Here is a 24,622-nt window from a genome sequence, read left to right as displayed (position 1 = left end):
TAAGGTTCGAAACAAGCAGCCGGTTACATCGGGCGCAACAAGCGCAAACCGAACCAGTCCTTCGCATCATTCCAACCGTGTGTGACTTTCAGACCGGCTGCAGCAGCAAGTTCGGCGAAGTGGGCGTCGGTGTATTTATAGCTGTATTCGACTTGCATCGCCTCGCCTTCGGCAAGGTCAAACTCCTGGCCGCCCACGTGCACACGCTGCGCGCGCTGGCTGATCAAAAAGGTCTCGATGCGACCGCGTTCGCGCGCATACACCGCGTGGTGACGGAAACCATCGGTGTCGAAATCGCTGCCGATCTCGCGGTTGAGGCGTGCCAGCAGGTTCAAGGTGAATTCGGCAGTGACGCCGGCCGCATCGTTGTAGGCGGCCTGGATCAGACCGGTGTCCTTGTCTAGATCGATGCCGATCAAGGCGCAACCATCGCCGCCCATGGTCTGACGCATCGCATCCATCAACTCGATGGCAGCAGCGTCGGTGAAATTGCCCAGCGTGGCACCGGGGAAGAACACCAGATGCCGGCGCGCCGGGCGCTGCGCATCAGGCAAGCGCAGTGGCTTGGTGAAGTCGGTGCAGACCGGCAGCATCTGGATCTGCGGAAATTGCTGTGCCAGCCGCGCAGTGCTGTCGAGCAAGGCAGTGCGCGAAATTTCCAGAGGCGTGTAAGACATCACATCACGCAGGCCCTGCAGCAGCAACTCAGTCTTGCGACCGCTGCCGCTGCCGTATTCGACCACATGCACGCCAGGCCCGATCGCCTGCGCAATCGCCGGCATGCTGGATTCCAGCAAACTCAACTCAGTACCGGTGAGGTAATACTCCGGCTGCTGGGTGATGGCTTCGAACAACTGCGAACCGCGCGCATCGTAGAAATACTTGGACGGCAAGGTCTTGGGCGTCTGCGACAAACCGGCCAGCGCATCGGCGGTGATGTCATCCGGTTGCGGGTGCAGATCGGTCAGCGCGCAGTGAGCGCGTTGGGTGGCATGGGCGGCGGCGTTCAAGGCAGATCCTTGGCAAGGCGCACGCCGGAAAACTGCCAACGCGCATCGGATGGAAAAAAGTTGCGGTAACTGGCGCGGATGTGGCTGGCCGGTGTGGCGCAACTGCCACCCCGCAGCACCCATTGCGCATTCATGAATTTGCCGTTGTATTCGCCCAGCGATCCGGGCCACGGCGCAAAGCCGGGATACGGCAGGTACGCGCTGCAGGTCCATTCCCAGACATCGCCGAACAACTGCTGCAGGCCGGTATCCACCGCTTCGGCGCCGCGCGGATACAGCGCGTCGCTATCGACGAAATTGCCTTGCACCGCTACACCGGTGGCGGCCTGCTCCCACTCGGCTTCGGTGGGCAGGCGTGCACCGGCCCAGCGGGCGAAGGCATTGGCTTCGAACAGGCTCAGATGGCATACCGGTGCATGTGCATCGCGCGTGCGCCAGCCGCCTAGCGTGAACTCGCGTCCGTCGGCATCCCAATACAACGGATGCTGCCAGCCTTGCGCCTGCACCATCGCCCAGCCATCGCTGAGCCAGGCGCTGGCGCTGCGGTAACCACCGGCGTCGATGAACTCCTGGAATTCGGCGTTGGTGACCACGCGATGCGCCAACGCATGCGTGCCGACCAACACACGATGACGCGGCGATTCGTTGTCGTAGGCGAACGTGTCGACCTGCGGCCATGCAGCCGCGCCCATTTCCACAATCTGTTCGTCGCGCGCATGCCAGCGCAGCGTGCTGGCGATGGCAGCGGGCGGCGCGGGTGCATCGCGATACGCCGGCTGCAGCGGATTGCTCCACAGCGCATGCTTGATGTCGGTGAGCAACAATTCCTGATGCTGCTGCTCGTGCTGGATGCCGAGTTGCACGATGGTGCAGGCCTGCGCGTCCAGCTGGCCGTCGCGCAAGCGCTGTTGCATCTGTGCATCGACCGCAGCGCGGTAATCGTGCACCTGCTGCAACGAGGGCCGCGACAGCACACAACGGCGCGCACGTGCATGCATCGGGCCCACGCTCTGGTAGTAGCTGTTGAACAGAAAATCCCAGGCCGGGTCGAAGACGCGGTAGGCCGGATCGGCCTGCAGCACGAAGCGTTCGAAAAACCAGGTGGTATGCGCCAGATGCCACTTGCTGGGGCTGGCGTCGGGCATGCTCTGCACCATCGCGTCTTCGGCGTTCAAGGGTGCAGCGAGGCGATTGCTCAGCGCGCGGGTCTGCGCGAAGCGTTCCAGCAGGGTCAACTGCTGTTGCTGGTGCTCGACCAGCACGGAGGAGAGTGCAGACATGCGGATATGCTTGAGGAGCGCCCGTGAACGCGCCGTGTCGGCAGCTTGGCAGCCAGCGGTAAGCTATGGTCATGTCCTCTTTTTCTCTGTCCAGCCTGCTCCCGGCGCCGATCGATTGGGCACAGCGGCAGCAGGCATTCGCGTTGCCTCTCGATGTGACCTATTTGGATGCCGCCTCGCGCGGGCCGCTGTTGCGCGCGGTGCAAACGGTTGCGCATCAGGCCATCGACGCAATGGCCACGCCCTGGCAGCTGCCGTTCGATGCGTGGCTGCACGATATCGAACGTTTACGCGCGCTTGCCGCTGACTTGTTCGACAACGACACCGACGGTGTGGCGATGCTGCCCTCGGCCGCACATGGGCTGGCCACCGCCGCACGCAACCTGCCGCTGCAACGCGGCGAGGCGGTGTTGCTGCTGGAAGGACAATTTCCATCCAACCTGCTGATCTGGCAACGGCGCTGTGCCGAGGTGGGTGCTCATATCGTGGCGGTGTCCGCTGCTGGTGGCGATGGGTTGACCGAGGCGGTGCTGCAGGCTATCGCCGCCACGCCTGCGCTGCGCGTCGCGACGCTGCCGCATGCGTACTGGCTGGATGGGCGGCAGCTCGATCTGGACCGCATCAGCGCAGTGGTGCACGCACGCGGAGCGGCATTGGTGCTGGACCTGAGCCAGAGCCTGGGCGTGCTGCCGACCGATCTGCCGCGCTGGCAACCGGATTTTGTGGTCAGCGTCGGCCACAAATGGTTGCTCGGGCCGATGGGATTGGCCTGGCTGTGGGTGGCACCGCACTGGCGTGCGCACGGTGTACCGATCGAAGAACACTGGATCGGCCGCGATGCCGGCAGCAGCTGGGAATTTCCGATCGCCAAAGCGCCGTCATATCGCAGCGGTGCGCGACGGTTCGATGCCGGCGGTGTTGCAGATCCCTTGCGTATCGCGATGGCGACGGTGGCATTGCAGCAGGTCGCTGCATGGCAACCGGCGCGTATTGGGCAGGCACTTGGTAGGCTCACCGCGCAGTGGGATGCTGCCTTGCAGGCCTGCGGTCTGGGCAATTGGTGCACGCCCGGTCACGCGCCGCACCTGACCGCCTTGCAGCCGCGCGCAGAGCAGTTGGATGCAGTGGCGGCGACGTTCGGCAACCGTGGTGCGATCTGCACACGGCGGCACGGACGTTTGCGTATCGCGCCGCATCTGAATATCACCGAGGACGCACTCTTACGCCTGGTTGCGGCGCTATCGGGTGGATGAGGTGTTGGGGACATCGAACGCCATCGCTTAGTCGCGACGTTGGCACGGCTGTTGGTAGCAGCGGGCTTGCCCGCGACTGGCCTTTCCCGGCGATACCACATCGCGCGCCAGCACGCTCCTACGGTTTACGGTGGCATGGATCTAGAAACCGCGCGCACCGTTAAAGCGCGCACTCACCAACGATCTAGGGCAGAAACCTACCCACGCTGGCTGATCCGTAACCCACGCGGGGTAACCCAGCGCTCCAGGCCCTCGAACACCGCCTGCACCAACAGCGCAAGCACCGCCGCAGAAATCGCGCCTTCCAGAATCAACCCGATATCATCCAGACGAATGCCGGTGAGGATCGGCTGGCCATAGCCACCCGCGCCGATCAACGCGCCCAGCGTGGCGGTACCCACATTGATCACTGCTGCGGTCTGGATGCCGGCGACGATCGTGCGACGCGCCAACGGCAACTCCACGCGCCACAAGCGCGTCCACGCCGGCAGCCCGATCGCCTGGGCGGTCTGGCGCAACTCGCGCGGGATCGAGGTGAGCCCGGCATGCGTGTTGCGCACGATCGGCAGCAGGCTATAGAGAAATAACGCGGCAATCGCTGGCTTGGCACCGATGCCGAACAGCGGAATCATGAAGACGAACACCGCCAGCGACGGCAAGGTCTGCAGCACCCCGGTCAACGACAGCACCACCTGCCCGAGCCGGGGTCGCCGCGCCGCCAGCACGCCCAGCGGTAATGCGATCAACAACGCAAACCCCAACGAGATGCCGACCAGGGCCAGATGCTCGCGCGTGTATCGCAGCAAGCGGGTGATACGCGAATCGGCTTCCGATGCGGGCCTGACGCCCAACCATTGGGCAGCCACAGCCGCTTCGGACTGACGCTGCAGCTTCACCTGTGCGTTGAGCCGCTGCATGGTCGCCTCGTCGATGCGTCCCTGCAGCCCCTGCAATTTCTTCAGCATCGCCGGTGCGCGTTGCGCCAGGTCCTTGCGATACAGAAACACCGCCTGATAGTCAGGAAAATAGTGGCGGTCGTCGCGCAATACCTGCAACTGGTAATACGGAATTTCCGCATCGGTGCTGTAGAGATCGGTGACTTCGATCGCCCCGCTCTGCAGCGCGCGATAAGCCAGATCGTGATCCAGTCCGGCCGCGGTCTGCGGCAATGCATACGCGGCGCGTACGCCGGGCCAGCCATCGGCGCGCTGCATGAACTCGTTGCTCAGCCCGATGGTGAGCGTTGGCTGCCGGGCCAGATCCGACATCGTCGCGATGCCAAGCGCCTGCGCACGTTCGGCGCGCATGCCGAAGGCATAGGTGTTCTGGAAACCCAGCGAGTCGGTCATCGCCAGGCCGCGTGCATCGAGTGCGACACGCAGTTCGGCCGGGCTGGCCTTGGGCATCTGCAGCAGTTCCTGCGCCAGCGTGCCGGTGTATTCGGCGTACGCATCGATCTGCCCGGTTTCCAGCGCACGCCACAGGATGCGCGTGCCACCGAGCTGCGCGCGATGCTGCACGTCCACGCCGTCGCGCTGGCCGGCAGCGGTGGCGATCTCGCCCAGCAGGACTGCTTCAGTGAAGTTCTTCGAGCCGATCGTCACCTGCGCGGCATGCGCACCGAGGCTGCAGATCAGCAGTGCAACTGCGAGCAGTGCGCGCGCGCTCATGCGGCGTCGCCAATGCTGCGCTGCGCGGTGAGAAAGCGCTGCACGAATGGATCGGCTGGCTGTTCCAGCAAACTGCGTGCACTGCCCTGCTGCAGCACGCGGCCGGCGCGCATTAGGACCAAGGTGTCGGCCAGGTACGCCGCTTCGGCAACGTCGTGCGTCACCAGCACCACGGTCTTGCCGAGTTGAGCGAACAGCTCGCGCATCTGCGCTTGCAGGTCGTAGCGCACGATGGGGTCGAGTGCACCGAGCGGTTCGTCCAGCAGCAAGGCCGGTGGATCCAGCATCAAGGCGCGGATCAACCCCACGCGCTGGCGCTGCCCGCCCGATAGCTCGGCCGGATAGCGCGCCAGCAACTCCGGCGGCAACTGGCACAGCGCACACAAGGCCTCCAGGCGCTTATCGATGCGTTGCCGCGTCCAGCCCAGCGTCTGTGCCAGCAACACCACATTGCTGCGCGCATCCAGCTGCGGAAACAGCCCACCTTCCTGGATCACATAACCGATACGTTGCCGCTGCGCCTGCAGGCTGGCGCGTTGCAGCGGCGTGCCATCGAAGGCAACCGTGCCGCTGTCCGGCCATTCCAGCCCGACCAACATCCGCAGCACGGTGGACTTGCCGGCGCCGCTGGGGCCGATCAGGGCAGTGGTCGCACCACTGGCAAACGTCAGCGTGACCGCATCGAGGGCGATGGCCTGGCCGTAGCGACGGCTGACCTGATCGAGAGTGAACATACGCGCGAGCTTGCCGAAGGTGGCGTCAGATGAGCGCGAAGGCAGGCGTGCCAGCGCACATCACCGCGGCGGCGCCAACAACTCGCGCGCGCTCAGAGAGCCGTCGCCGTTGGCATCCTGCCGCGCGAAACGCTCGATCAGCGTGGCGTGGTGCGCCGCGCGGGTGATTGGCTTGCTGCGACGGCCCGGTAGCTCCTCGCCCTGCAGCACGCCGTCGTGGTCCAGGTCGCGCTGATCGAAGGCGTAGCGCATCCAGACCAGATATTCATCGCGACTGACCCGGCCATCGCCATCGGTATCCATGCGTTGCAGATATTGCTGGCTGTCCTGCACCTGGGCCTGCGCGACAACCGCTGGAGCGCACACACCACCCGCCATCAGCATGCCGCGCACGACCAAACCATGCGATCTGCGCGCACGCACAACAGCATGCGTGCCGCCGCGCTTAGGACCCACTCAGTGCATAACCCGTGAGCCGCGCCGCATATGCCTGCAAGGCGGCATTGCCACTGGCTCCGGCCTCGTGGCACCACTGCTGCAAGTGCTTGAGGCGTTCGGACGCATCATGACTGCGCGCTTCCAGCACGGCGGCCGAGCGCGCGCGGTACGCGACCAGCGTGCGCATGCGCGGACGTTCGACCACCCAACGCTGCAACTGTTCGCGCGCGTCGGGCGTGAGCCAACGCCCATCATCGACCAGGCCCTTGCGCAAGCGCCGCGGCAGCAACTGCCGCAGCTTGGCGCAGGTGGCGGCGGCATCTTCGCGCAGTGCCGGCTTGAACACGTTGCGCTGGCAGTCGGTCATGGCCTGGAAGCGATGCGACAGCAATGCCTTGAGCGTATCGGCATCGGGTACGGCGATGTTCGGGCGGATATCCAGCGACGGCACCGCGCGCAGCAGCTTGGCCAGACCCAAGGCCTGCAAACCGCGAATCGCGACCCAGCCGATATCCAGCTCCCAGCGCCGCATCAAAAACCGCGCCGAGCTCGGGAACGCATGATGGTTGTTGTGCAGTTCTTCGCCACCGATCCACAACGCCCACGGGGTCAGATTGGCGGAGGTGTCGCCCGATTCGAAAGTGCGATAGCCCCACCAGTGGCCAGGGCGATTGACCGCACCGGCGACCCAGAAGTGCGCCACCACCGGATGGAAGTCCACACCGCGATGGGCCTGGCTTCCATTCAGGTACAAGGTCACTGCAAAGAGAGTGAGCTGGGTAAATACCAGCAGCACCGCCAGCATGCTCCATACACCCAGCCCGGCCACGCCGGAGATAAGGAAGTCGATGATCGGATCGGACAACGTCGGCATCTCCACAGCGGCGCCATCGTTTGGGTTGATACAGACATGATGGGGGCGATAGCGGCAAACTTCACCCTTCGGATGCGTAGGGTGCTACCTGCATTCCTAAGCGGTTCGCACGTTTCCTTTCCCAACCCACTTGATGTCATCCGTATGACTGTTGCTGCCGGTTTTTCTGCGACTCCCGCTGCTGTTGACAATGCCGTCCCGTTGATCGAACTCGACCAGGCCAGCGTGATGCGCGGGCAGGTGCGCGTGCTGCATGCCCTCAGTTTGCGCATCGCGCTCGGGCAGCACACCGCCCTCTTGGGGCCCAACGGCTGCGGCAAATCCTCCTTCATCAAACTGATCACGCGCGAGCTGTACCCGCTGGTGCGTGCCGACGGCCAACCGCCGGTGAGAGTGCTGGGCCAGACGCGCTGGCAGGTGGATCGGTTGCGTTCGCAGCTGGGCATCGTCACCAGTGATCTGAGTGTCAACCTGGCCGACGTGCCGGGGCTGGATGTGGAAAGTGCGGTGCTGTCCGGCTTCTTCGCCAGCTACGTGGTGCCGCCGCATCGTGACATCAGCGGGGACATGCGCGCGCGGGCACGTGAGGCATTGGCACTGGCGCGCGCCTTGCCGCTGCTGGATCGGCAATTTGCCGAACTGTCGGCCGGCGAAACCCGCCGCGTGCTGATCGCGCGCGCATTGGTCAACCGGCCGCAGGCGCTGTTGCTGGACGAGCCGTCCACCGGTCTGGATCTGGTCGCGCGGCAGCATCTGCTCGACAGCATGCGTCACCTCGCCAAACAAGGCATCACGCTGGTGCTGGTCACCCACCACATCGAAGAGATCGTGCCAGAGATCGCGCGGGTGATCCTGCTGCGTGCCGGCAGCGTTGTGGCCGATGGCACACGTGAAGCCCTGCTCACTGACGCCAGCCTGTCGGCGGTATTCGACGGCCCGGTGCGGGTGCAACGCGACGGCGAGCGGTATTGGGCCACGGCTGGGGAACGCTGAGCTACCTGCAGGCATGGGCTTTGACAGGGGACGTTCATCGGGCAGCTGCGGTTGAAATGGGTTGTTTGATCGGCGGCCGTTGACAAACGAACGTAACCGAAACATATCTATTGCCGCACCTGCTAAGTCAACGCGTTGAACTGGTCAAGATGTAATAGCTTTCGGAATGATCTACGCAATAACAGGCACCGTCAGCAGATCACCCCTCTCCTGCGGGAGAGCAACGGTGTTGTTGGAGGGGGCTCTAACCGTTCCGGAAGCGGGGCAGGGCAGTGCCGGCCGCTGGTCGGCAGCCATCGGACTGTTCCAGAGCATGCACACTCACCTCGTAACGGCTTGAGCCTCTCGCGCTCGGGCGTTGAGGATGACGCTCATCTTTCGCATCGCCGCCACGACAGCGACCTTGCCGGGCTTTCCGCGTGCTCGCAGCGACCGGGAGAACTCCCGGATCCGCGGCTTGTGCTGGATCGCAGACAGGCACGCCATGGACAGGTTGTCGCGCACGCACGCGCGCAGCTTTCGCTGCCAGGGTTCCATCGGTTGAGAGGGACCTAGCTCCAGCGTGCCAGCCATGCAGGCGAGATTGGCGGCGTCCAGACGATCTGTGTTTGCCGGCAGGCCGATGGCAGCGGCGAATGCATGGCAGCGGCGCGCACCGGACCACCACGTGACCGGCGTCGAACAGGGCATCCAGCACTGCCTGTTCGTATCCGCCACAGGCCTCCAGGACACGCTGGCCGACCTCATGGTGTGCCAGCCAGGACAACAACTTGCGGTGGCCCGCGGGTGTGTTGTGAAACTGCGCGAAAGGGCCGCGGNCCGTCTCCGTTAGGCTTGAAGGCGCGAGAGCTCCCCTGCCTGCCCTGCCTTACCGCTACGCGCGGCAACTCTGGCAACTGTTCGGGCGCAACAGGGCAGAAACCGGCGTGGGCACCCGGCTACACGACGATCGGTAACGATCCAGGCTCTCACACTGGCCCACGTCGGCTCTCGACACCCAGCCCTGGCAGACTCCGAACAGAGCAGGCGCCTATGCGGCATCCATGCCGCAGAAGGTCCCGCGGCGGTGGGCAAGGACCAGTTGAGAGTGTCGGTGTGCATGGCTTTCAACAAAACAACCAGCAAACTCTCTGGTGCGGGCATCGCGCCCTCTACTATTGCTTTAGGTTATCCATCCGCACACAACAAACTCGGCAGGCGCGGTGTCCTCACCGGTTGCGGGACCCTGTGGCAGCATGGATGCCGCCACGGAGCCTCCATGAATGGATTTACGGCATGTCCCGGAACCGGTGGAGGGCATCGCGCCCTCGACGCGCAGCCGCGCTGTTGACGCTGTCCAAGCCAACAGCCCACGCAGACCTCAGCGAATGATTACACCTCGCGCGATGGAGCAAATTCAGCGCGAACGCCAGGCGTACACAACCGCCATGCCAGCGCTGCGTGGATACAGCCGAGTGCCAATACGCCTATCGCTGTCAGCAGAAACGCAGCCTGGCGCGTTGCCTGCAGGCGGGCTTGCAACTCCGGCCACGCCGGGCCGTGCAGCACATCGGCAGGTAGCATCGCCTGCGCGCCCTCGAACAACGGCCCGATCAGCGCCAGCGCGCCGAAATTGAGCAGACCAGTCACCAACAACACCGCCACGAACCCGACCCGCGCCCACTCGCGTCGCTGCAACAATGCCCAGCTGAGCCACGCAAACGCCGCCGATAGCACCGCACCTGCGACCGACAACGACAGCGCATGATCGATCAGCCACTGCCACGACGCGGGCAGCGTGATGCCTTCGGGCAACCCCATCGACGTCGCGCCGGGCATCATCGCGATCATCATGATCTGCAGCAGATGGCCCATCGCGCTGACCAGCCCGAGCAGCAACGCCACCCATGCCAGCGGCGTGACAAAGCCGCCGCGCGAACGCGAAGACGGTGGCAGCGGTGCGTTCATTGCAGCGATGCGATATGTGAGGCCACCGCAGCCTGGCCATCAGGATCCAGCGACGGCTGCAGTTGCGCGTACCAACCCGGCAGCGCATCGTCCGGCAGACACGCGCGCAACAACGGCGTGCTGCGCTCCAGGAAGGCTTCCAAAAACGGCAGCCCGCGCACGTACAGAAAATGACTGTCGGTGATCGACATCCCCGCATACGCCTCGCGCAACCACTCCAGATGCGGCAATGCATGCGCACCGTAGCCGGCGCGGGTGAGCGCGGTGAGGAAGCTGGTGCGTGCGGTTGCCGGCGAGGTCGAGCGCTCTTGCGCGTTAAAATCGTCGAAGGTCAGCAACCACTGCTCGCCACGATCGATCTCGTTGCACATCACCGAGGTGGTCGCCAGCTGAAGCGCGTTGTGCGCGGTAGGCTCCAACTCGTACAGCGCCAGCCAATGCGGATACGCCTCGCGATAACGGTCCAGCGCGCTCAATGCCAATGCACATAAGCGTTGTGCATCGGCACCCAGATGCAGCTGCGCTTGCGCGGCGTTGTAGGCGCCCACCTGATCGCCGCGCTGGAACAAGCTCAGCGCGGGCAGCAATGCGGGGTCGATCTCGGCTTGCGTTTCCGTGTCATCGGCGACGGCGGCAGGCGCTGCTGTCGGTTCGGCTCGCGGCGTCTTCGCCGCCGGGGTCTTGCGTCCAAACAATCGGTCCCACAGGCCCATCGCGATTACCTTCTGCGCGCCGGTCAGTGAATGGAAAGCCGCTGCGGTGCCGGCGGCGCTCCGGTCGGGCGGCAGACCGATGCAGAGCGGAGCGCGATGCGCCAGCGATCTGCCGATCCTGCGTCAAGCTTAGAGCCAGTTGCGTACGTGAAGGTGAGTGCCAGGTAAGTTGTTGCGTTGCGCGGCACGACGCGGCGCGACACCACGTGTGCAATGTGGGCGAGCTGCTGCTTGCCGCAAGATCTGGACGCTGCCAACGCATGGCATGGTCTGAGCCGGGCGACGCATCACGCATCGCCCGCCTACAGCGGCATGCCTTACGGCTTCACCTGCTCGTTGAACAGCTTGAGGATGCGCTTGTATTCGTCCAGCCACGAATCGGCACGCGTGAAGCCGTGGCGCTCCAGCGGATACGGTGCCACCTGCCAGTTGTCCTTGTGCAGCTCCATCAGCTTCTGGGTCATGTCGACCGAGTCCTTGAAGAACACGTTGTCGTCGATCATGCCGTGCGCGATCAGCAGATGGTCGCGCAACCCTTCGGCGTAGGTGATCGGCGAAGACATCTTGTACGCCTGCGGATCGAGCTCGGGGGTGTTGAGGATGTTGGAGGTGTACTCGTGGTTGTACTGCATCCAGTCGCCGACCGGACGCAACGCCGCGCCGGCCTTGAACGTACCCGGGCTGCGGAACAGCGCCATATAAGTCATGAAACCGCCGTACGAACCGCCATAAATACCAGCGCGTGTGGCGTCGCCCTGCTTCTGCGTCACCAGCCAGTCCAGACCGTCCAGATAGTCTTCCAGCTCCGGGTGGCCCATGTTGCGGTAGATCGCGGTGCGCCAATCGCGGCCGTAACCTGCCGATGCGCGGTAGTCCAGATCCAGCACGATGTAGCCCTGCTGCACCAGCAGGTTATGGAACATCTGCTCGTGGAAATACGGCGTGTAGCGCTGCGAGACGTTTTGCAGATAGCCCGCGCCGTGCACGAACATCACAACCGGATACTGCTTGCCTGGCTCAGGCTTCTGCGGCCCGTAGTACTTGCCCCAGACCGTGCCGGCTCCGTGCTTGGACGGCACCTGCACGTACTGCGGTGCGATCCACGGCTGCGCCTTGAAGGCGGCTGTGCGCGTATCGGTCAGCACCGTGGCCTGGCCGCCGGTTGCCGGCACCACCGCCAGTTGCGGCGGCAGATAACTGTCGGAGTAACGCACCAGCAACTGCTGCCCGTTCGGCGACAGACTGAAGTCTTCCACGCCGTTCAATGCAGTGACTTCGCTGAGCCGATCGTTACGCAGATCGAGCTTGCACACTTCGTAATCGCCAGGCAATTTTTGATTGCACAGCAAGAACATGCCGCTGCCATCGGCGCTGGGTACCGGCATCGACACTTCCCACTTGCCGCGTGTGCGCTGGCGCGGCTTGCCGTTGCCTTCCACCGTGTACAGCTGCGAATAACCGGATTCTTCGGACAGCAGCCACAGCGTGCGGTTGTCGGGCAGCCAGCCGAAGTCGTTGAAGTCCCAGTTGATCCACGCGCCATCGCTCAGGCGATGACGCGGTTGCAGCGTGGCCTTGGCCAGATCCACGCTGGCAATCCAGCGGTCCTTGTTGTCAACCGCGCGAATCTCCACTGCCACATTGCGGCCGTTATCGCTCCAATGTAAGGCCGGCCCGCTGCCGTCGCCGTCGCTTTCCACACGCACGCCGCGATTGCCCTTGAGCGCATCGCGCTTGGCGGCCTTGCGCAGCGCAGCCAGCGGATCGACGGCAATGCCCGGCAACGGGTCGAACGACAGCGACTTGGCAGTGCCCGCGGAGACATCCACCAACCACAACGCATGCGCCACCGGTGCATTGCGACCGATGCGGGTGCGCACTTCCTGGAATTCTTCGTAACCGGATTCGGTCACGTACTTGGGCATTTTGCCGGCCTGGCCTTCCTCGGCACTCTTGGCCTGGGTGACCACCAGCAGATGGCGGCCGTCCGGCGACAACGCGCTGTCGACGATCTCCACCTCATCGCCCAGATAGACCGGTGCAGTGGCACGCGTGGCATCGGCGCGGCGCCAGGTGTCTTCCTGCGTGCGCAATGCGTCGCGCTGCTCACGATCGCGACGCAACGTGGCGAGCGTGGCCAGTTGCTGCTCGCGCAAGACATCGGCCTTGGGCGCGGCGTTGGGATCGCGTTCTGCCTTGACCACCGCAACCTGTGCGGTGCCGCCATCGGCACGCCAGTGATACCAGGTGTTGCCCGCACGCCAGATCGCACCGCCATCGCTGGCAAATTGCGGACGCGATTCGACGTCGTTACTGCGGGTCAGCTGGGTCAGCGCGCCGGAGCGGAGATCGCGCAGGAAGATGTCGCCATTGCGTGCGAACAGCATGCGTTGACGCGTTGCGTCGTAGCTCGGGTTGGCCGCATCCAGGCCGGCGCGGGCGTTATCGGCCACACGTTCTGCCACTGCGCCGCCGGTGCCCTGGCGATAGGTGTCGCGCACCGGGCTGCCCTCGCGTTTGAGCAGGTATTGCACCTGTTTGCCATCCCACTGCCACCAGGCCTGATCCACCGGTGGCCCGATCCAGTCCGGGTCGGCCATCACCTGTTCGATGGTGAGCGGTGCGGCGAACTGCGCGTGGGCAGTGACCGCCAGCAACAACGAAGACAGCAGCAACAATCTGGGCATCGGCAACAAACTGGACGCAGCGAGGAGCGGGCAAGCCTAGCAGTTCGCTTCTACCGGGGGCTTGGGCCACAGGTCATGTGCGGATTGGGGGGTGCAGTGTGTCGTCGAAGCGGCTGGGTCTGCGCAAGTGGCGAACTCGACCATCTGCGCTCCGGCGGTGGATGCGCAGTCCACCCACGGCAGCAACGCGCGAGCTCGCCGATGTCACCGCATCACCTTGAAGGCATTGCACGTCGCGATGCGCACTTGCAGCACGTCAAGGGCGCTTCACGTACACAGACGGCCACGTTCCGAACATCCGGTGCTGCAGCGAAGCCAGAAACCTCCCGACTTGCCAGCAGCTCAGGTGCCGGCCAAGCTAGCGCGCTTTTGCGACTGTCGGTTCACATGTCCAGCCTGCCTGCTTGCGTTGTTTCCCACCCGATGGCCGTTGGCGCGCCCGGCCGGCCGCTGGCCTGGCGGGCGGGGCAGTCGGTGGATCTGGCGACGTTCATCGCGCACGTGCACGGTCTGGCGCAGCAGCTGCCGGATGGCCAGCACGCGGTGAACCTATGCGAAGACCGCTATCGCTTCATGGTCGCCTTCTATGCCTGCGCACTGCGCGGCCAGGTGTCGCTGCTGCCATCCTCGCGCGCACCGGCAGTGATTGGCGAAGTGCAGGCGCAGCATGCCGATGCGTATTGCCTGGGCGATCTTGCACTGGAGCTGGCGCCACCACGCTATTGGCAATTGCCGGCCGCGTTGCCGCAGGCCGATGGCCCGATGCCGCAACTGGCAGATGACGCTTTGGTTGCCATCGGCTTCACTTCCGGCAGCACCGGCATCCCGCAACCCAATCCAAAGACCTGGGGCAGTTTTCTGACCAGCACGCGCCAGGATCTGGTCGCGTTGCAAAGCCTGTGGGCGCACACCGACGCGGTACCGCATGTGGTGGCCACGGTGCCGCCACAGCATATGTATGGCATGGAATTGTCGGTGCTGTTGCCGATGGTGACCACGCTGGCGGTACATGCCGGGCGGCCGTTCTTCCCCGACGATGTGGCGCACGCGCTAGCCGAGATTCCTGAGCCGCGTCTGTTGGTGACCACACCGGTGCACCTGCGCGCGCTGGTCGAATCCGGCGCGCAGTTGCCGCCACTGGCCGGCATTGTGTCCGCCACCGCACCGTTGGCGCAGGACATCGCCGCTGCCGCCGAAGCACGCTTTGGCGGCGAAGTGCGCGAGATGTTCGGTTCCACCGAAACCTGCGTCTTCGCCGTGCGCCGCACGGCACTGGAAGCGGCGTGGACAGCGCTGCCCGGCGTGCGCCTGGAAATACAAGATGCCGGCACGCTGGTGCATGCACCGCATCTGGCAACGCCGGTGCTGCTGGCCGACATGATGGACGTGGCCGAAGACGGCCGCTTCCAGGTGCGCGGCCGTCAGGCCGATCTGCTGGACATCGCCGGCAAACGCGCATCCCTGGCCGACCTCACCCGCCGCCTGCTCGCCATCCCCGGCGTGATCGACGGCACCATCGTGCAGCTCACACCGGAATCCGGGCAGGCCGTCGGCCGCATCGCCGCACTGGTGGTCGCGCCGACCCTGGACCAAGCGCAGATCCTCGCCGCCCTGCGCGTCTGCATCGACCCGGTGTTCCTGCCGCGCCGCCTTCGCAACCTCCCCGCACTGCCCCGCAACGAAACCGGCAAGCTGCCACGCGATGTGGTGCTGGGCTTGCTCAATGGCTGAGCGATACTTGCCGGACACCAAGCAGGAGTGGCCGCATGCGCAACGGATCTGCAAACAGGACATTGGTGATCGGTGCGGTGGTCGCACTTGCGATCGTGGCGAGGTGTGTGGCGTGGCTGCGATGGCATCGCCCCGACCGGGCAGTTGAGGCAGATCCCGTGCATGCACCCGACGCTGTCATGCCTGCCAGACAAGCCAAGCCTGTCGTCGCGTCGGCGCCGCTACCGCCCGCCGACGCCTTTACGCCAAGTCTTCGACGATCTCAGTCGTCGCGCCGAGCAAGGTGATCCCGCTGCCACATGCCGCCTGGCCATCGCGCGTGATCGCTGCGATGTGATCGAGCAGCAACTCGCCACTTACGACGAGCTGATGTGGCGCGCGCAGCGTGCCCGTGAGCGAAAGGTCGTCGCCACCAAGGAGGGCCCCAACCTCGCTGGTCTTGGCGGCCGCCCCTGCGCCACGCCGCGATACCGGTGAACGCTTCTTCCTGGCGCAGGTAGTTAAGAGCGGCTAACAAAACTACTGCGCAGCCGCCAGGCGGGCGCGGCCGGTGCTCGGAATTGGCATGTACCACTCGTACACTCCGGTTCTGAGCGCGCCGTCCGCACCCACCTGACGACTGCTCGCTACGTTTTGTTAGCCGCTCTAAACCGGATCTTGCGAGATCCTTGGCGTTGTATCGACGCGGCAGCCAGCAGTTGCAGGCAACTGCCAGCCCGCGATCACGCGTGGTGATCGACGACGACATCGCCTGGTTGCAACAGCACGCGACAGCCAGTGATCTTGCAAGGGCCAATGTGCTGGGCGACGAGTGGGCAGGCAAGTGGTCTGCCGCGCCAAATGGTTGAATCAGCCAAGCTGATGGCAAATGACAACGGCGCTATCACCGACATCGATCCAGCGCAGTGCGCCCACTAAGATCGGCTAACAAAACTTTTCGACCGCTGCATCGATGACAGCAACATTGCGTGTATGGAAACTCGCTAACAAATGTCGTCGCGGTGCGGAAGCGCATCGAAGGTCGAGGGCGCGATACCCTCACCGCCCGCGTGACACGCCGTGCATCCATCCATGGAGCAACTGTGTTGATCAGGGCCTTGATCCGCGACCTACGATCGGTTTCCTCCGGGCCCGTCCATGCGCATTGGCGCGCGCCACCGCCAGTGCGGCGTGATGCAAGTCATCCAGCGCTGCCAGCTCGTAGCCCACTGTCGCCTCCAGCACTACCTGCCGCGCCGACAGCGTACTCAGCCAATCGACAAGTTGCTGGTGACCGCCTGAGGTGGTGGTGAACTGACCGGCCTCGCCTTGAAAAACCGCGACGTCCAGGGATTTTTTGCACACATCGATCCCGATTCCGCTCATAGGACATCTCCGCCAGGCTGGACATGTCCAGAGCTCCCTCGCTTGCCCCAGTCTTCTCGTTTCGCGGGTCACCTTGTGCAACTGTCCGGCCGGATCAAGGGAGCATCCGGCGTGGGCACCAAGCCCCAAGGCGATCGTTCAGATCCAGGCTCCAACGGTGGCCCACGCCGGCTCTCGCCACCCAAACAGCCAGATTCCAAACACATAAGGCGCCGTGGCGGCATCCATGCCGCCATGGGGTCCCGGCACCGAGGGGGGACGTCACGTCTGCTAAGTTGGTGGTGTGCTATCGAAACTGCAAGGCAGGATGATTTGAACTTGGCAGCGCAGTGACGTCGGTCTGATCGAAAGGAGCTGATCAGATGCTGCATCATCGGCGTCCGCGCGGGCCGCATTGCTTGCAACCGTGCATGCCGACCATCCCGACTGGTCCTTGCCCGCCCACCGCCGCGGGACCTTCTGCGGCATGGATGCCGGCAAAGCGCCTGCGCTGTTCGGAGTCTGCCAGGCTGGGTGCCGAGGAGCCGACGTGGGCCACCGCGAGAGCCTGGATCGTTACCGATGGTCGTGTAGCCGGGTGCCCACGCCGGTCTCTGCCCTGTTGCGCTCGAACAGTTGCCAGAGTTGCCGCGCGTAGCGGTAAGGCTGGGCAGGCGGGGGGGAGCTCGCGCGCCTTCAAGCCTAACGGAGCATGTTGGATATGTCCGTCCACTGCGGCCCTTTCGCGCAGTTTCACAACACACCTGCGGGTCACAAAGCTGTTGTCCTGGCTGGCCCACCGTGAGGTTGGCCAGCGTGTCCTGGAGGCCTGTGGCGGATACGAACAGACAGTGTTGGATGCCCTGTTCGACGCCGGTCACGTGGTGGTCCGGTGCGCGCCGCTGCCATGCGTTCGCCGCTGCTATCGGCCTGCCGGCAAACACAGATCGTCTGGACGCCGCCAATCTCGCCTGCATGGCTGGCACGCTGGAGCTAGGTCCCTCTCAACCGATGGAACCCTGGCAGCGAAAGCTGCGCGCGTGCGTGCGCGACAACCTGTCCATGGCGTGCCTGTCTGCGATCCAGCACAAGCCGCGGATCCGGGAGTTCTACCGGTCGCTGCGAGCACGCGGAAAGCCCGGCAAGGTCGCTGTCGTGGCGGCGATGCGAAAGATGCGCGTCATCCTCAACGCCCGAGCGCGAGAGGCCCAAGCCGTTACGAGGTGAGTGCGCATGCTCTGAAACAGCCCGATGGCTGCCGTCCAGCGGCCGGCACTGCCCTGCCCCGCTTCCGGAACGGTTAGAGCCCCCTCCAAAAACACCGTTGCTACAAGACGTCCTTGCGGCGTGTCCCGCCATGGTGGGCGGGCAAGGGCCCTGGCGGCGAATTGGCAGCCCTATCGCCCTGCAACTGACGCGTCCACATCGTTCAATCAGCTCATTGCGACACAGATATGGAGTCTTGCCGTTGCTTGGATGCAGCCAAAAGCTAGTCAGTCGAGGGCACGGTGCTCGCGCCGCTCGCTGCCGACGCCAAGCATTGCGTCGGCCTGCGAAAAACTGGCGCGTTCGCCCCCAATGCAAGAAGCGCCATGCACCGCTTAGAATCGTGTCATGAACGAATTCGACCGTGTACGCGATTATTTGACCGGCTTGCAGGACCGGACCTGCGCTGCCGTGGAAGCCATCGATGGCAACGCGCGTTTTGCCGAAGATTTGTGGCAGCGTGAGGAAGGCGGTGGCGGACGCACCCGCATCCTGCGCGATGGGGCGGTGTTCGAGCAGGCGGGCATCGGGTTTTCAGATGTGTCCGGCTCGCGCTTACCGCCTTCGGCCAGTGCACATCGGCCTGAGCTGGCGGGGGCGACGTGGCGCGCCTGCGGCGTGTCGCTGGTGTTCCATCCGCACAATCCGCACATCCCCACCACCCACGCCAACGTGCGCTACTTCCGCGCCGAACGCGATGGGCAGGTGGTGGCGGCCTGGTTTGGTGGCGGCTTCGATTTGACCCCGTTCTATCCGGTCGACGAAGACGTGCTGCATTGGCACCGCACCGCACAGGCGTTGTGCGCGCCGTTTGGCGAGGAACGCTATGCGGCGCACAAGCGCTGGTGCGACGAGTACTTCTTCCTGCGTCATCGCAACGAGACGCGTGGCGTGGGCGGGTTGTTCTTCGACGACCTGGATAAGGACTTCGAGCGCGACTTTGCCTATCAGCGCGCGGTCGGCGACGGACTTCTGGATGCCTACCTGCCGATCGTCGAGCGCCGCAAAGACACGCCTTACGGTAAGCGTGAACGCGAGTTCCAGCTCTACCGTCGCGGCCGCTATGTGGAGTTCAACCTGGTCTACGACCGCGGCACCCTGTTCGGGCTGCAAAGCGGCGGGCGCGCCGAGAGCATCCTGATGAGCCTGCCGCCGCGGGTGCGTTGGGAATACGGATTCACACCGGAACCGGGCAGCGCCGAGGCGCTTCTGATGGACTATCTGGTACCGCGCGATTGGCTGGGCTGAACATGCCGATTAAACATGACATTGGATGAAATGCCGTTTGATTGAATTAATTAGGCCCATTTAAATTTGTAATGCTGAGGTAACCAATGCAGTTGCACAGCGCAATGAACCGGTTATGTTGCGAAGCAGGAAAGATGTATCGCCTGGAAATAAAAAGCCCCGCAGACCAGGGGGAGGTCAGCGGGGCCGGGGAACGGAAACTTGGGGAGTAGTTTCCGCTCCGAGATCTACTCCAGGGGATGGGAGAGACCTGCCGACAGGCGTTGCGCCCGTCTAGAGATATAACACCATTTTCTACATTGATGGATCGTGAAGATAGCTGTTAAAACCATGTAGAATTTAGCGGTTATTCATTCCATCGGCGCAGGCTGGATTTGCATTATATCTTGTATGCCTATAAAACATATCAGCATCATTTGCTGCATCAGTGCGCCTGATCCCAATCATCACCAACGCCGGAATCGACCACGAGCGGGACGCGCAATTGCGCGGCGGCCGACATGCGCGTGGTGACTTCACCCAGCAAGGTGTCGACGAAATCGGCATCGGCTTCGAACACCAGTTCATCGTGCACCTGCAGGATCATCAGCGCTCGCGCGGCGTGGTCGGCGATCCAGGCATCCACGCTGACCATGGCGCGCTTGATGATGTCGGCGGCGGTGCCCTGCATCGGCGCGTTGATGGCCGCGCGCTCGGCGCCAGCGCGCTGGCCCTGGCTGCCGGCATTGATGAAGTCCAGGTATAGCCGGCGGCCGAACACCGTCTCGACAAAGCCCTTGTCGCGCGCCTGCTGGCGAGTGGTTTCCATGAAGTCGCGCACGCCCGGGTAGCGGCTGAAGTACAGCGCGATGTAGTCCTGCGCCTCGCCGCGGTCGATGCCCAGCTGACGGGCCAAGCCAAAGGCGCTCATGCCGTACATCAGGCCGAAGTTGATCGCCTTGGCGGCGCGGCGCTCGTCACCGCTGACGGTGTCGATGGTGCGACCGAACACGTCGGCCGCGGTGGCGCGGTGCACGTCGGCACCGGATTCGAACGCCCCCACCAGGCCGGGGTCGCCGGACAGGTGCGCCATGATGCGCAGTTCGATCTGCGAGTAGTCGCAGGCGATCAGTTTGCGTCCGGGCGGGGCGACGAAGGCGCGGCGGATGCGGCGGCCGTCTTCAGTGCGGATCGGGATGTTCTGCAGGTTGGGATCGGACGAAGACAGCCGCCCGGTGGCGGCGCCAGCCTGGTGGTAGCTGGTGTGCACGCGCCCGGACCGCGGGTGGATCATCTCCGGCAGCTTGTCGGTGTAGGTGCTGCGCAGCTTGGTCAGGCCGCGGTATTCCAGGATCACTTTGGGCAGCTCGTGCTGGTCGGCAATGGCTTCCAGCGCCTCTTCGTTGGTCGAGGGCTGGCCCTTGGGCGTCTTGACCACGGCGGGCAGCTTGAGCTCGTCGAACAGCAGCGCCTGCAATTGCTTGGGCGAATCCAGGTTGAAGGTGCGGCCGGCCAGCTCGGTGGCTTTTTGCTGGGCGGCGAGCATGCGCTTGGACAGGTCCGCGCTTTGGCGGCGCAGTTCGGCGGCGTCCACGCACACGCCGTTGGCTTCAATGCGCGCCAGCACTTCCACCAGCGGCATCTCGATCTCGCGGTAGACGCGCTCCAGGCCGGGTTCAGCGGCCAGCTTGGGGCCGAGTACGTGGTGCAGGCGCAGGGTGATGTCGGCATCTTCGGCGGCGTAGCGGGTGGCGTCTTCCAGGCTGATCTGGGCGAACGGGATCTGCTTGGTGCCCTTGCCGCAGACGTCTTCGTACTTGACCGTGTCGTAGCCGAGGTAGCGCTTGGCCAGGCTGTCCATGTCGTGGCGGGCGCTGCCGGAATTGAGCACGAAGCTCTCCAGCAAGGTGTCGTCGCTGTAGCCGGCCGGGGCGATGCCGTGGCGGCGCATCACGTGCAGGTCGTACTTGCCGTGCTGGCCGAGCTTGCGCACCGCAGGGTCGGTGAGCAGCGGTGCCAGCTGCGCCAGCGCCTGGCTGCGGTCGAGCTGGGCCGGAGCGCCGGGGAAGTTGTGGCCGAATGGCAGATACGCCGCCTGGCCGGGCTCGGCGGCCACGCTCAGGCCGATCAAATCGGCCTGCAGCGGGTCCAGGCTGTCGGTTTCGGTATCGAAAGCGAACTGGCCGGCCGCTCGCAGGCGCGCGATCCAGCTGTCGAGCTGTTCCTGGGTGAGGATGGTCTCGTACTGGCCGGGTGCGGACAGTGCCGGGTCCACTTCCAACGGGGCGCTGACCGGGCCGGACACGAAGCCGGTGCCGCGCGCGCGGCCGGGTTCGGTGCGGGCGCTGGCTGCGGCGGCGCCGAGCGCCATCGGCTCAGTCAGCAGGCCGGCCTGGGCAGCGGCGCCGCCGAGTTCGCGCAATGCCTGGGTGAAGCCGTAGCGCGCATACAGCACCGCCAGCGTTTCGGCGTTGGGCTCGCGCAGGTCGAGCGCGCGCGGGCCGCTGGCCAGGGTCACGTCGGTCTTGATGGTGACCAGCGCGCGGTTGAGCGTCAGGCGTGGCAATGCGGCGCGCAGGTTGTCGCCGACTTTGCCCTTGATCTTGTCGGCATTGGCGATCACGCCGTCGAGCGAGTCGTAGTCGGCCAGCCATTTGGCGGCGGTCTTGGGGCCGCACTTGTCCACGCCGGGCACGTTGTCGACGGTGTCGCCCATCAGCGCCAGCAGGTCGACGATCTGATTCGGGCGCACGCCGAACTTGGCGATCACCGCCTCGTCCGAATCCATGCGGCTGCCGCTCATGGTGTTAACCAGTTCGATGCCCGGGCGCACCAGTTGCGCAAAGTCCTTGTCGCCGGTGGAAATGGTGACGCTCAGGCCGTCGGCCGCCGCCTGCAGGGCCAGCGTGCCGATCACATCGTCGGCTTCCACGCCATCGATGCGCAGGATGTCGACGCCGAGCGCATGCACGATGTCGCACATCGGCTGCACCTGGGCGCGCAGGTCGTCGGGCATCGACGGGCGATTGGCTTTGTAATCGGCATACACGTCATCACGGAAGGTCTTACCCGGCGCATCCACCACGAACGCGACATAGGCCGGGCGCTCCTTCAAGGTGGCGCGCAGCATGTTGACCACGCCGAACAAAGCGCCGGTGGGCTCGCCCTGGGCATTGGTCAGCGGCGGAAGCGCGTGGAACGCGCGATACAGGTAACTGGACCCGTCGATCAGGACTAATCTGCTCATGCCCCAATTCTACGCTGCACGCCCACGCCGCACCGCGCCAGCGCATACTGACAGGCGACTTCAACGGATGACCACGATGATGAGAGTAAGTCTTTTGCTGCTGCCGTTACTGCTGGTCGGCGGTTGCGCCACCAGTGGTGCCGGTGGCCGTGTGCCGGCCGGTGCGGATGTCACCAGCAAGACCATGGGTAACGGCGACAAGGTCGACGAGTACCGCGTCAACGGCCAGCTGGAAATGGTGCGCGTGACGCCCGCAAGCGGTGCGCCTTACTTCCTGTACGACCGCGATCACGACGGCCATACCGATGCGGAAAGGGACAAGTTCAACAAGGTGTATTGGAAACTGTATAGCTGGTGATTCAGAGTTCGGGAGTCGGACACCGAAGAGCATGAGCACAGCGGCTCTTCAACCGCTCGTCCCGGTAACGTCGGCCTTGTGTGGCGAGCAGCGTGTGATCCATCTGTGACACGCGCGCGTGCCTGCGCCGCCCGCTCGTGAATGGGCCGGCTGTCATATGCCGATGCGCATCCACCTGTCGCCAGTGCCGCAAGGATCACTCGGCGGCAGCGCAGCGCAGCGCGTTGCTCACCCACCGGCGCCACCGCACCAGAGACCGTCGGGCAGACATGCAGCTCGGCCAGGCGCGCGGCCTGTTGCAGGAGCACGGCCCCGGCGCTGTCAGTTGGAGCGACTATCCGGCAGCGGCCCGCCGTCAACCCGGCAATTCGTCTCAGCGTTGGGCAATCGCGGCGGCGGTCTGCGTGCCAGTGCTGTCGCTGGCTGGCAGCGTCCTGATCGGCGTGACCAGGGCCAAGTCTGGCCCGCGGCGCGCAAGGGCTCTTCTGCGTTGCCAAAGATGCCGGTCAGAATCTGCAGCGCCTGCTCGGCGTGATCGCGCGACGCGACGCTTTGGCCAAGCCTTCGCTCGGCTTCGGACATGCCGCGCAGGATCTCGGCGGTCTGTGGGTGCGCGCGGCCCAACACACGCAAGGACGAGGCCAGCGCAGCGCGCTGTTCGGCCAGCGAGGCATCCACCTGGCGCTCATCCAGTAACCAGAAGGCATAGTTGCTGCGGTAGGTGATCGTGGCCCGCGCATCGTCGCCAAACGCGGCGCGCGCGCTCCATCGCAGCGCGACAATGCGGGCCGGCGTCGGCCAGCTTGCCCTGCTGACGCAACGTGCCGGCCAAGTTGCTCTCAACCATCAAGGTATCTGCGGCGTTATCGCCGTAAAGCTTGCGGGTGACGCGCAGTAGCGAGGCAAGCTCGGTTTCGGCAGCGGCAAAATCGCGCTGCATCAGCAAAAATACGGCCAGGCTGTTGCGCATCGACAGCACCAGGAAATGTTCTGGTCTACGTTCGGCAATCCGCCAGGCTGCGCTGCAACGCTATCGCTGGGGCCAGCTGCCCAACGTCGGCCAGAATGTCGGTCAGCGCGAAGGCCTTGGCCGTGCGCTCGTCCACGCGCGCCAGCTTGTCGAAGGCATCGGCCACCATCAGCAATGCCTCCGGTCGCGGCGCGCCATCGGACAGACTGATCGTCAAGGTCACCGCCTGCCCAAGCCGCTTGGCGCTGGCCTGCTGCCGCGCCAGATCCACCAGCAGATGGCGCATCTGCTGCGCGGCAACCGAGTAGAAATGCGCGCGCGACTGAAACCCCTGCTGGCCCTGCTCCAGCCGCATCCACGCCTCATGCACCAGCTCGGTTGCCTGCAGCCCGCCGCGCGCATTGCGCCGCAGCGCCCGCAACGCGGTCTCGCGCAGCACCATGTACACCTGCCGCGCCAATGCATCGGCCGCGCCGGGTCCGTCACGCTGCCAAGCCTGCAACAACTCGGTGATCCGCAGTTCGGACATCGGGCCCACCTCGCCTGCGTGGGAACGCACTATCCCGCATTGGCGATCTGGTGGGCGTTTCAAAACCAAACGGTTTAGAGCGGCTAACAAAACGACTGCGCTCACCGCCAGGCGGGCGCGGCCGGTGCTCGGAATCGGCATGTACCACTCGTACACTCCGGTTCTGAGCGCGCCGTCCGCACCCACCTGACGACTGCTCGCTACGTTTTGTTAGCCGCTCTTAGCTTGCTTGCGCCGTCGCTGGCAAACGCGCGTCGGGCCGGCCGGGTCAGACACTGAGGTATCCCCACGTTTTTCAGCCCATGACCATCTGGTTGTAGACGTGTTCGGGCAGTGTGCGTAATCGCTCCA

Annotated in this window: 20 protein-coding genes, 2 other RNA genes and 2 pseudogenes; 9 read left to right on the top strand and 15 right to left on the bottom strand. The window is 64.6% G+C overall.

The features are described 5' to 3' along the window. Positions 1 to 23: 23 nt before the first annotated feature. Positions 24 to 1,010 carry an L-histidine N(alpha)-methyltransferase gene (gene egtD / locus XpopCFBP1817_RS01295; RefSeq protein ID WP_128415649.1) on the bottom strand — a complete coding sequence of 329 codons (987 nt, stop codon included), beginning with the start codon at positions 1,008 to 1,010 and terminating at the stop codon, positions 24 to 26. Then, positions 1,007 to 2,296: an ergothioneine biosynthesis protein EgtB gene (gene egtB / locus XpopCFBP1817_RS01290; protein WP_167393782.1), complete on the bottom strand. Its 1,290-nt coding sequence runs from the start codon at positions 2,294 to 2,296 to the stop codon at positions 1,007 to 1,009. The genes egtD and egtB overlap by 4 nt, the downstream gene beginning before the upstream one ends. A 65-nt stretch (positions 2,297 to 2,361) precedes the next feature. On the opposite strand from egtB, the gene XpopCFBP1817_RS01285 reads away from it, so the two are divergent. Beyond that, complete coding sequence (locus XpopCFBP1817_RS01285; protein WP_128415647.1) at positions 2,362 to 3,543, top strand: aminotransferase class V-fold PLP-dependent enzyme; 1,182 nt, start codon at positions 2,362 to 2,364, stop codon at positions 3,541 to 3,543. A gap of 197 nt (positions 3,544 to 3,740) precedes the next feature. Here XpopCFBP1817_RS01285 and XpopCFBP1817_RS01280 read toward each other — a convergent pair whose 3' ends face one another. The 4 genes from XpopCFBP1817_RS01280 to XpopCFBP1817_RS01265 form a co-directional block, all read right to left on the bottom strand. Further along, positions 3,741 to 5,213, bottom strand: coding sequence for an ABC transporter permease/substrate-binding protein (locus XpopCFBP1817_RS01280; RefSeq protein ID WP_128415646.1), 1,473 nt, complete (start codon positions 5,211 to 5,213; stop codon positions 3,741 to 3,743). Continuing rightward, positions 5,210 to 5,947 (bottom strand): ATP-binding cassette domain-containing protein, encoded by a 738-nt coding sequence (locus XpopCFBP1817_RS01275; protein ID WP_128415645.1) that lies wholly within the window; start codon positions 5,945 to 5,947, stop codon positions 5,210 to 5,212. Before XpopCFBP1817_RS01275 ends, XpopCFBP1817_RS01280 begins: the two co-directional genes overlap by 4 nt. Before the next feature lie 60 nt (positions 5,948 to 6,007). Beyond that, the gene (locus tag XpopCFBP1817_RS01270) at positions 6,008 to 6,331 is read right to left on the bottom strand and encodes an EF-hand domain-containing protein (RefSeq protein ID WP_128415675.1); all 324 of its coding nucleotides are present in this window, start codon (positions 6,329 to 6,331) and stop codon (positions 6,008 to 6,010) included. Positions 6,332 to 6,392: 61 nt separating this feature from the next. Continuing rightward, positions 6,393 to 7,259 carry a DesA/ISL3 alpha bundle tail domain-containing protein gene (locus XpopCFBP1817_RS01265; RefSeq protein ID WP_128415644.1) on the bottom strand — a complete coding sequence of 289 codons (867 nt, stop codon included), beginning with the start codon at positions 7,257 to 7,259 and terminating at the stop codon, positions 6,393 to 6,395. A 144-nt stretch (positions 7,260 to 7,403) separates the two neighbouring features. Between XpopCFBP1817_RS01265 and XpopCFBP1817_RS01260 the strand changes: the two genes are divergently transcribed. Next, positions 7,404 to 8,252, top strand: a complete 849-nt coding sequence (locus tag XpopCFBP1817_RS01260) for an ABC transporter ATP-binding protein (protein ID WP_128415643.1) — start codon at positions 7,404 to 7,406, stop codon at positions 8,250 to 8,252. A 321-nt stretch (positions 8,253 to 8,573) separates the two neighbouring features. On the opposite strand, the pseudogene XpopCFBP1817_RS23855 reads toward XpopCFBP1817_RS01260, so the two are convergent. The 4 genes and pseudogenes from XpopCFBP1817_RS23855 to XpopCFBP1817_RS01240 form a co-directional block, all read right to left on the bottom strand. Continuing rightward, positions 8,574 to 9,070: pseudogene (locus tag XpopCFBP1817_RS23855) on the bottom strand (IS110 family transposase); the annotation flags it as partial. Between the two features lie 553 nt (positions 9,071 to 9,623). After that, positions 9,624 to 10,199, bottom strand: coding sequence for a hypothetical protein (locus XpopCFBP1817_RS01250; RefSeq protein ID WP_128415642.1), 576 nt, complete (start codon positions 10,197 to 10,199; stop codon positions 9,624 to 9,626). After that, positions 10,196 to 10,912, bottom strand: coding sequence for a hypothetical protein (locus tag XpopCFBP1817_RS01245; protein WP_128415641.1), 717 nt, complete (start codon positions 10,910 to 10,912; stop codon positions 10,196 to 10,198). The genes XpopCFBP1817_RS01250 and XpopCFBP1817_RS01245 overlap by 4 nt, the downstream gene beginning before the upstream one ends. A gap of 317 nt (positions 10,913 to 11,229) precedes the next feature. Further along, a complete protein-coding gene (locus tag XpopCFBP1817_RS01240) occupies positions 11,230 to 13,590 on the bottom strand; it encodes a S9 family peptidase (protein ID WP_167393781.1) in 2,361 nt (786 codons plus the stop codon). 396 nt (positions 13,591 to 13,986) lie between these two features. Here XpopCFBP1817_RS01240 and XpopCFBP1817_RS01235 point away from each other — a divergent pair, with 396 nt between their 5' ends. From XpopCFBP1817_RS01235 to XpopCFBP1817_RS01225, 3 genes are all read left to right on the top strand, one after another. Then, on the top strand, positions 13,987 to 15,330 hold the full coding sequence (locus tag XpopCFBP1817_RS01235; protein WP_128415639.1) for an AMP-binding protein: 1,344 nt from the start codon (positions 13,987 to 13,989) through the stop codon (positions 15,328 to 15,330). A 162-nt stretch (positions 15,331 to 15,492) separates the two neighbouring features. Then, positions 15,493 to 15,807: a hypothetical protein gene (locus XpopCFBP1817_RS01230; RefSeq protein WP_128415638.1), complete on the top strand. Its 315-nt coding sequence runs from the start codon at positions 15,493 to 15,495 to the stop codon at positions 15,805 to 15,807. 88 nt (positions 15,808 to 15,895) lie between these two features. Then, positions 15,896 to 15,972: non-coding RNA, sX9 sRNA (locus tag XpopCFBP1817_RS01225), on the top strand. Between the two features lie 447 nt (positions 15,973 to 16,419). Here XpopCFBP1817_RS01225 and XpopCFBP1817_RS01220 read toward each other — a convergent pair. Beyond that, positions 16,420 to 16,695, bottom strand: coding sequence for a hypothetical protein (locus XpopCFBP1817_RS01220; protein WP_128415637.1), 276 nt, complete (start codon positions 16,693 to 16,695; stop codon positions 16,420 to 16,422). A 1,014-nt stretch (positions 16,696 to 17,709) separates the two neighbouring features. Here XpopCFBP1817_RS01220 and XpopCFBP1817_RS23850 point away from each other — a divergent pair. Both XpopCFBP1817_RS23850 and hemF read left to right on the top strand, forming a co-directional pair. Then, positions 17,710 to 17,901, top strand: a pseudogene (locus XpopCFBP1817_RS23850) (IS110 family transposase); the annotation flags it as partial. A 387-nt stretch (positions 17,902 to 18,288) separates the two neighbouring features. Further along, positions 18,289 to 19,188 (top strand): oxygen-dependent coproporphyrinogen oxidase, encoded by a 900-nt coding sequence (gene hemF / locus XpopCFBP1817_RS01210; RefSeq protein WP_128415636.1) that lies wholly within the window; start codon positions 18,289 to 18,291, stop codon positions 19,186 to 19,188. Between the two features lie 424 nt (positions 19,189 to 19,612). Here the strand turns inward: hemF and polA are convergent, their stop codons facing one another. After that, positions 19,613 to 22,414, bottom strand: a complete 2,802-nt coding sequence (gene polA / locus XpopCFBP1817_RS01205) for a DNA polymerase I (protein ID WP_128415635.1) — start codon at positions 22,412 to 22,414, stop codon at positions 19,613 to 19,615. A gap of 76 nt (positions 22,415 to 22,490) precedes the next feature. Here polA and XpopCFBP1817_RS01200 point away from each other — a divergent pair, with 76 nt between their 5' ends. Beyond that, positions 22,491 to 22,772, top strand: coding sequence for a DUF2782 domain-containing protein (locus XpopCFBP1817_RS01200; protein WP_128415634.1), 282 nt, complete (start codon positions 22,491 to 22,493; stop codon positions 22,770 to 22,772). Positions 22,773 to 23,093: 321 nt separating this feature from the next. Here XpopCFBP1817_RS01200 and XpopCFBP1817_RS23680 read toward each other — a convergent pair whose 3' ends face one another. Genes XpopCFBP1817_RS23680 through XpopCFBP1817_RS01185 form a run of 3 tightly spaced genes read right to left on the bottom strand, consistent with a single transcriptional unit; the run spans position 23,094 to position 24,271 of the window. Continuing rightward, positions 23,094 to 23,450, bottom strand: a complete 357-nt coding sequence (locus XpopCFBP1817_RS23680; protein ID WP_341865981.1) for a tetratricopeptide repeat protein — start codon at positions 23,448 to 23,450, stop codon at positions 23,094 to 23,096. A gap of 7 nt (positions 23,451 to 23,457) precedes the next feature. Then, complete coding sequence (locus XpopCFBP1817_RS23675) at positions 23,458 to 23,742, bottom strand: tetratricopeptide repeat protein (protein ID WP_128415632.1); 285 nt, start codon at positions 23,740 to 23,742, stop codon at positions 23,458 to 23,460. A 25-nt stretch (positions 23,743 to 23,767) separates the two neighbouring features. Next, entirely contained in the window at positions 23,768 to 24,271 is a 504-nt protein-coding gene (locus tag XpopCFBP1817_RS01185; RefSeq protein WP_128415631.1) for an ECF-type sigma factor, read from the bottom strand. A gap of 139 nt (positions 24,272 to 24,410) precedes the next feature. Between XpopCFBP1817_RS01185 and XpopCFBP1817_RS01175 the strand changes: the two genes are divergently transcribed. Continuing rightward, positions 24,411 to 24,487: non-coding RNA, sX9 sRNA (locus XpopCFBP1817_RS01175), on the top strand. Positions 24,488 to 24,622: the final 135 nt, after the last annotated feature.

This window comes from Xanthomonas populi, assembly GCF_002940065.1.
GTDB classification, from domain to species: Bacteria; Pseudomonadota; Gammaproteobacteria; order Xanthomonadales; family Xanthomonadaceae; genus Xanthomonas; species Xanthomonas populi.
Note: the sequence above shows the minus strand (reverse complement) of the source record. Positions and strands in the feature narration are given on the sequence as shown.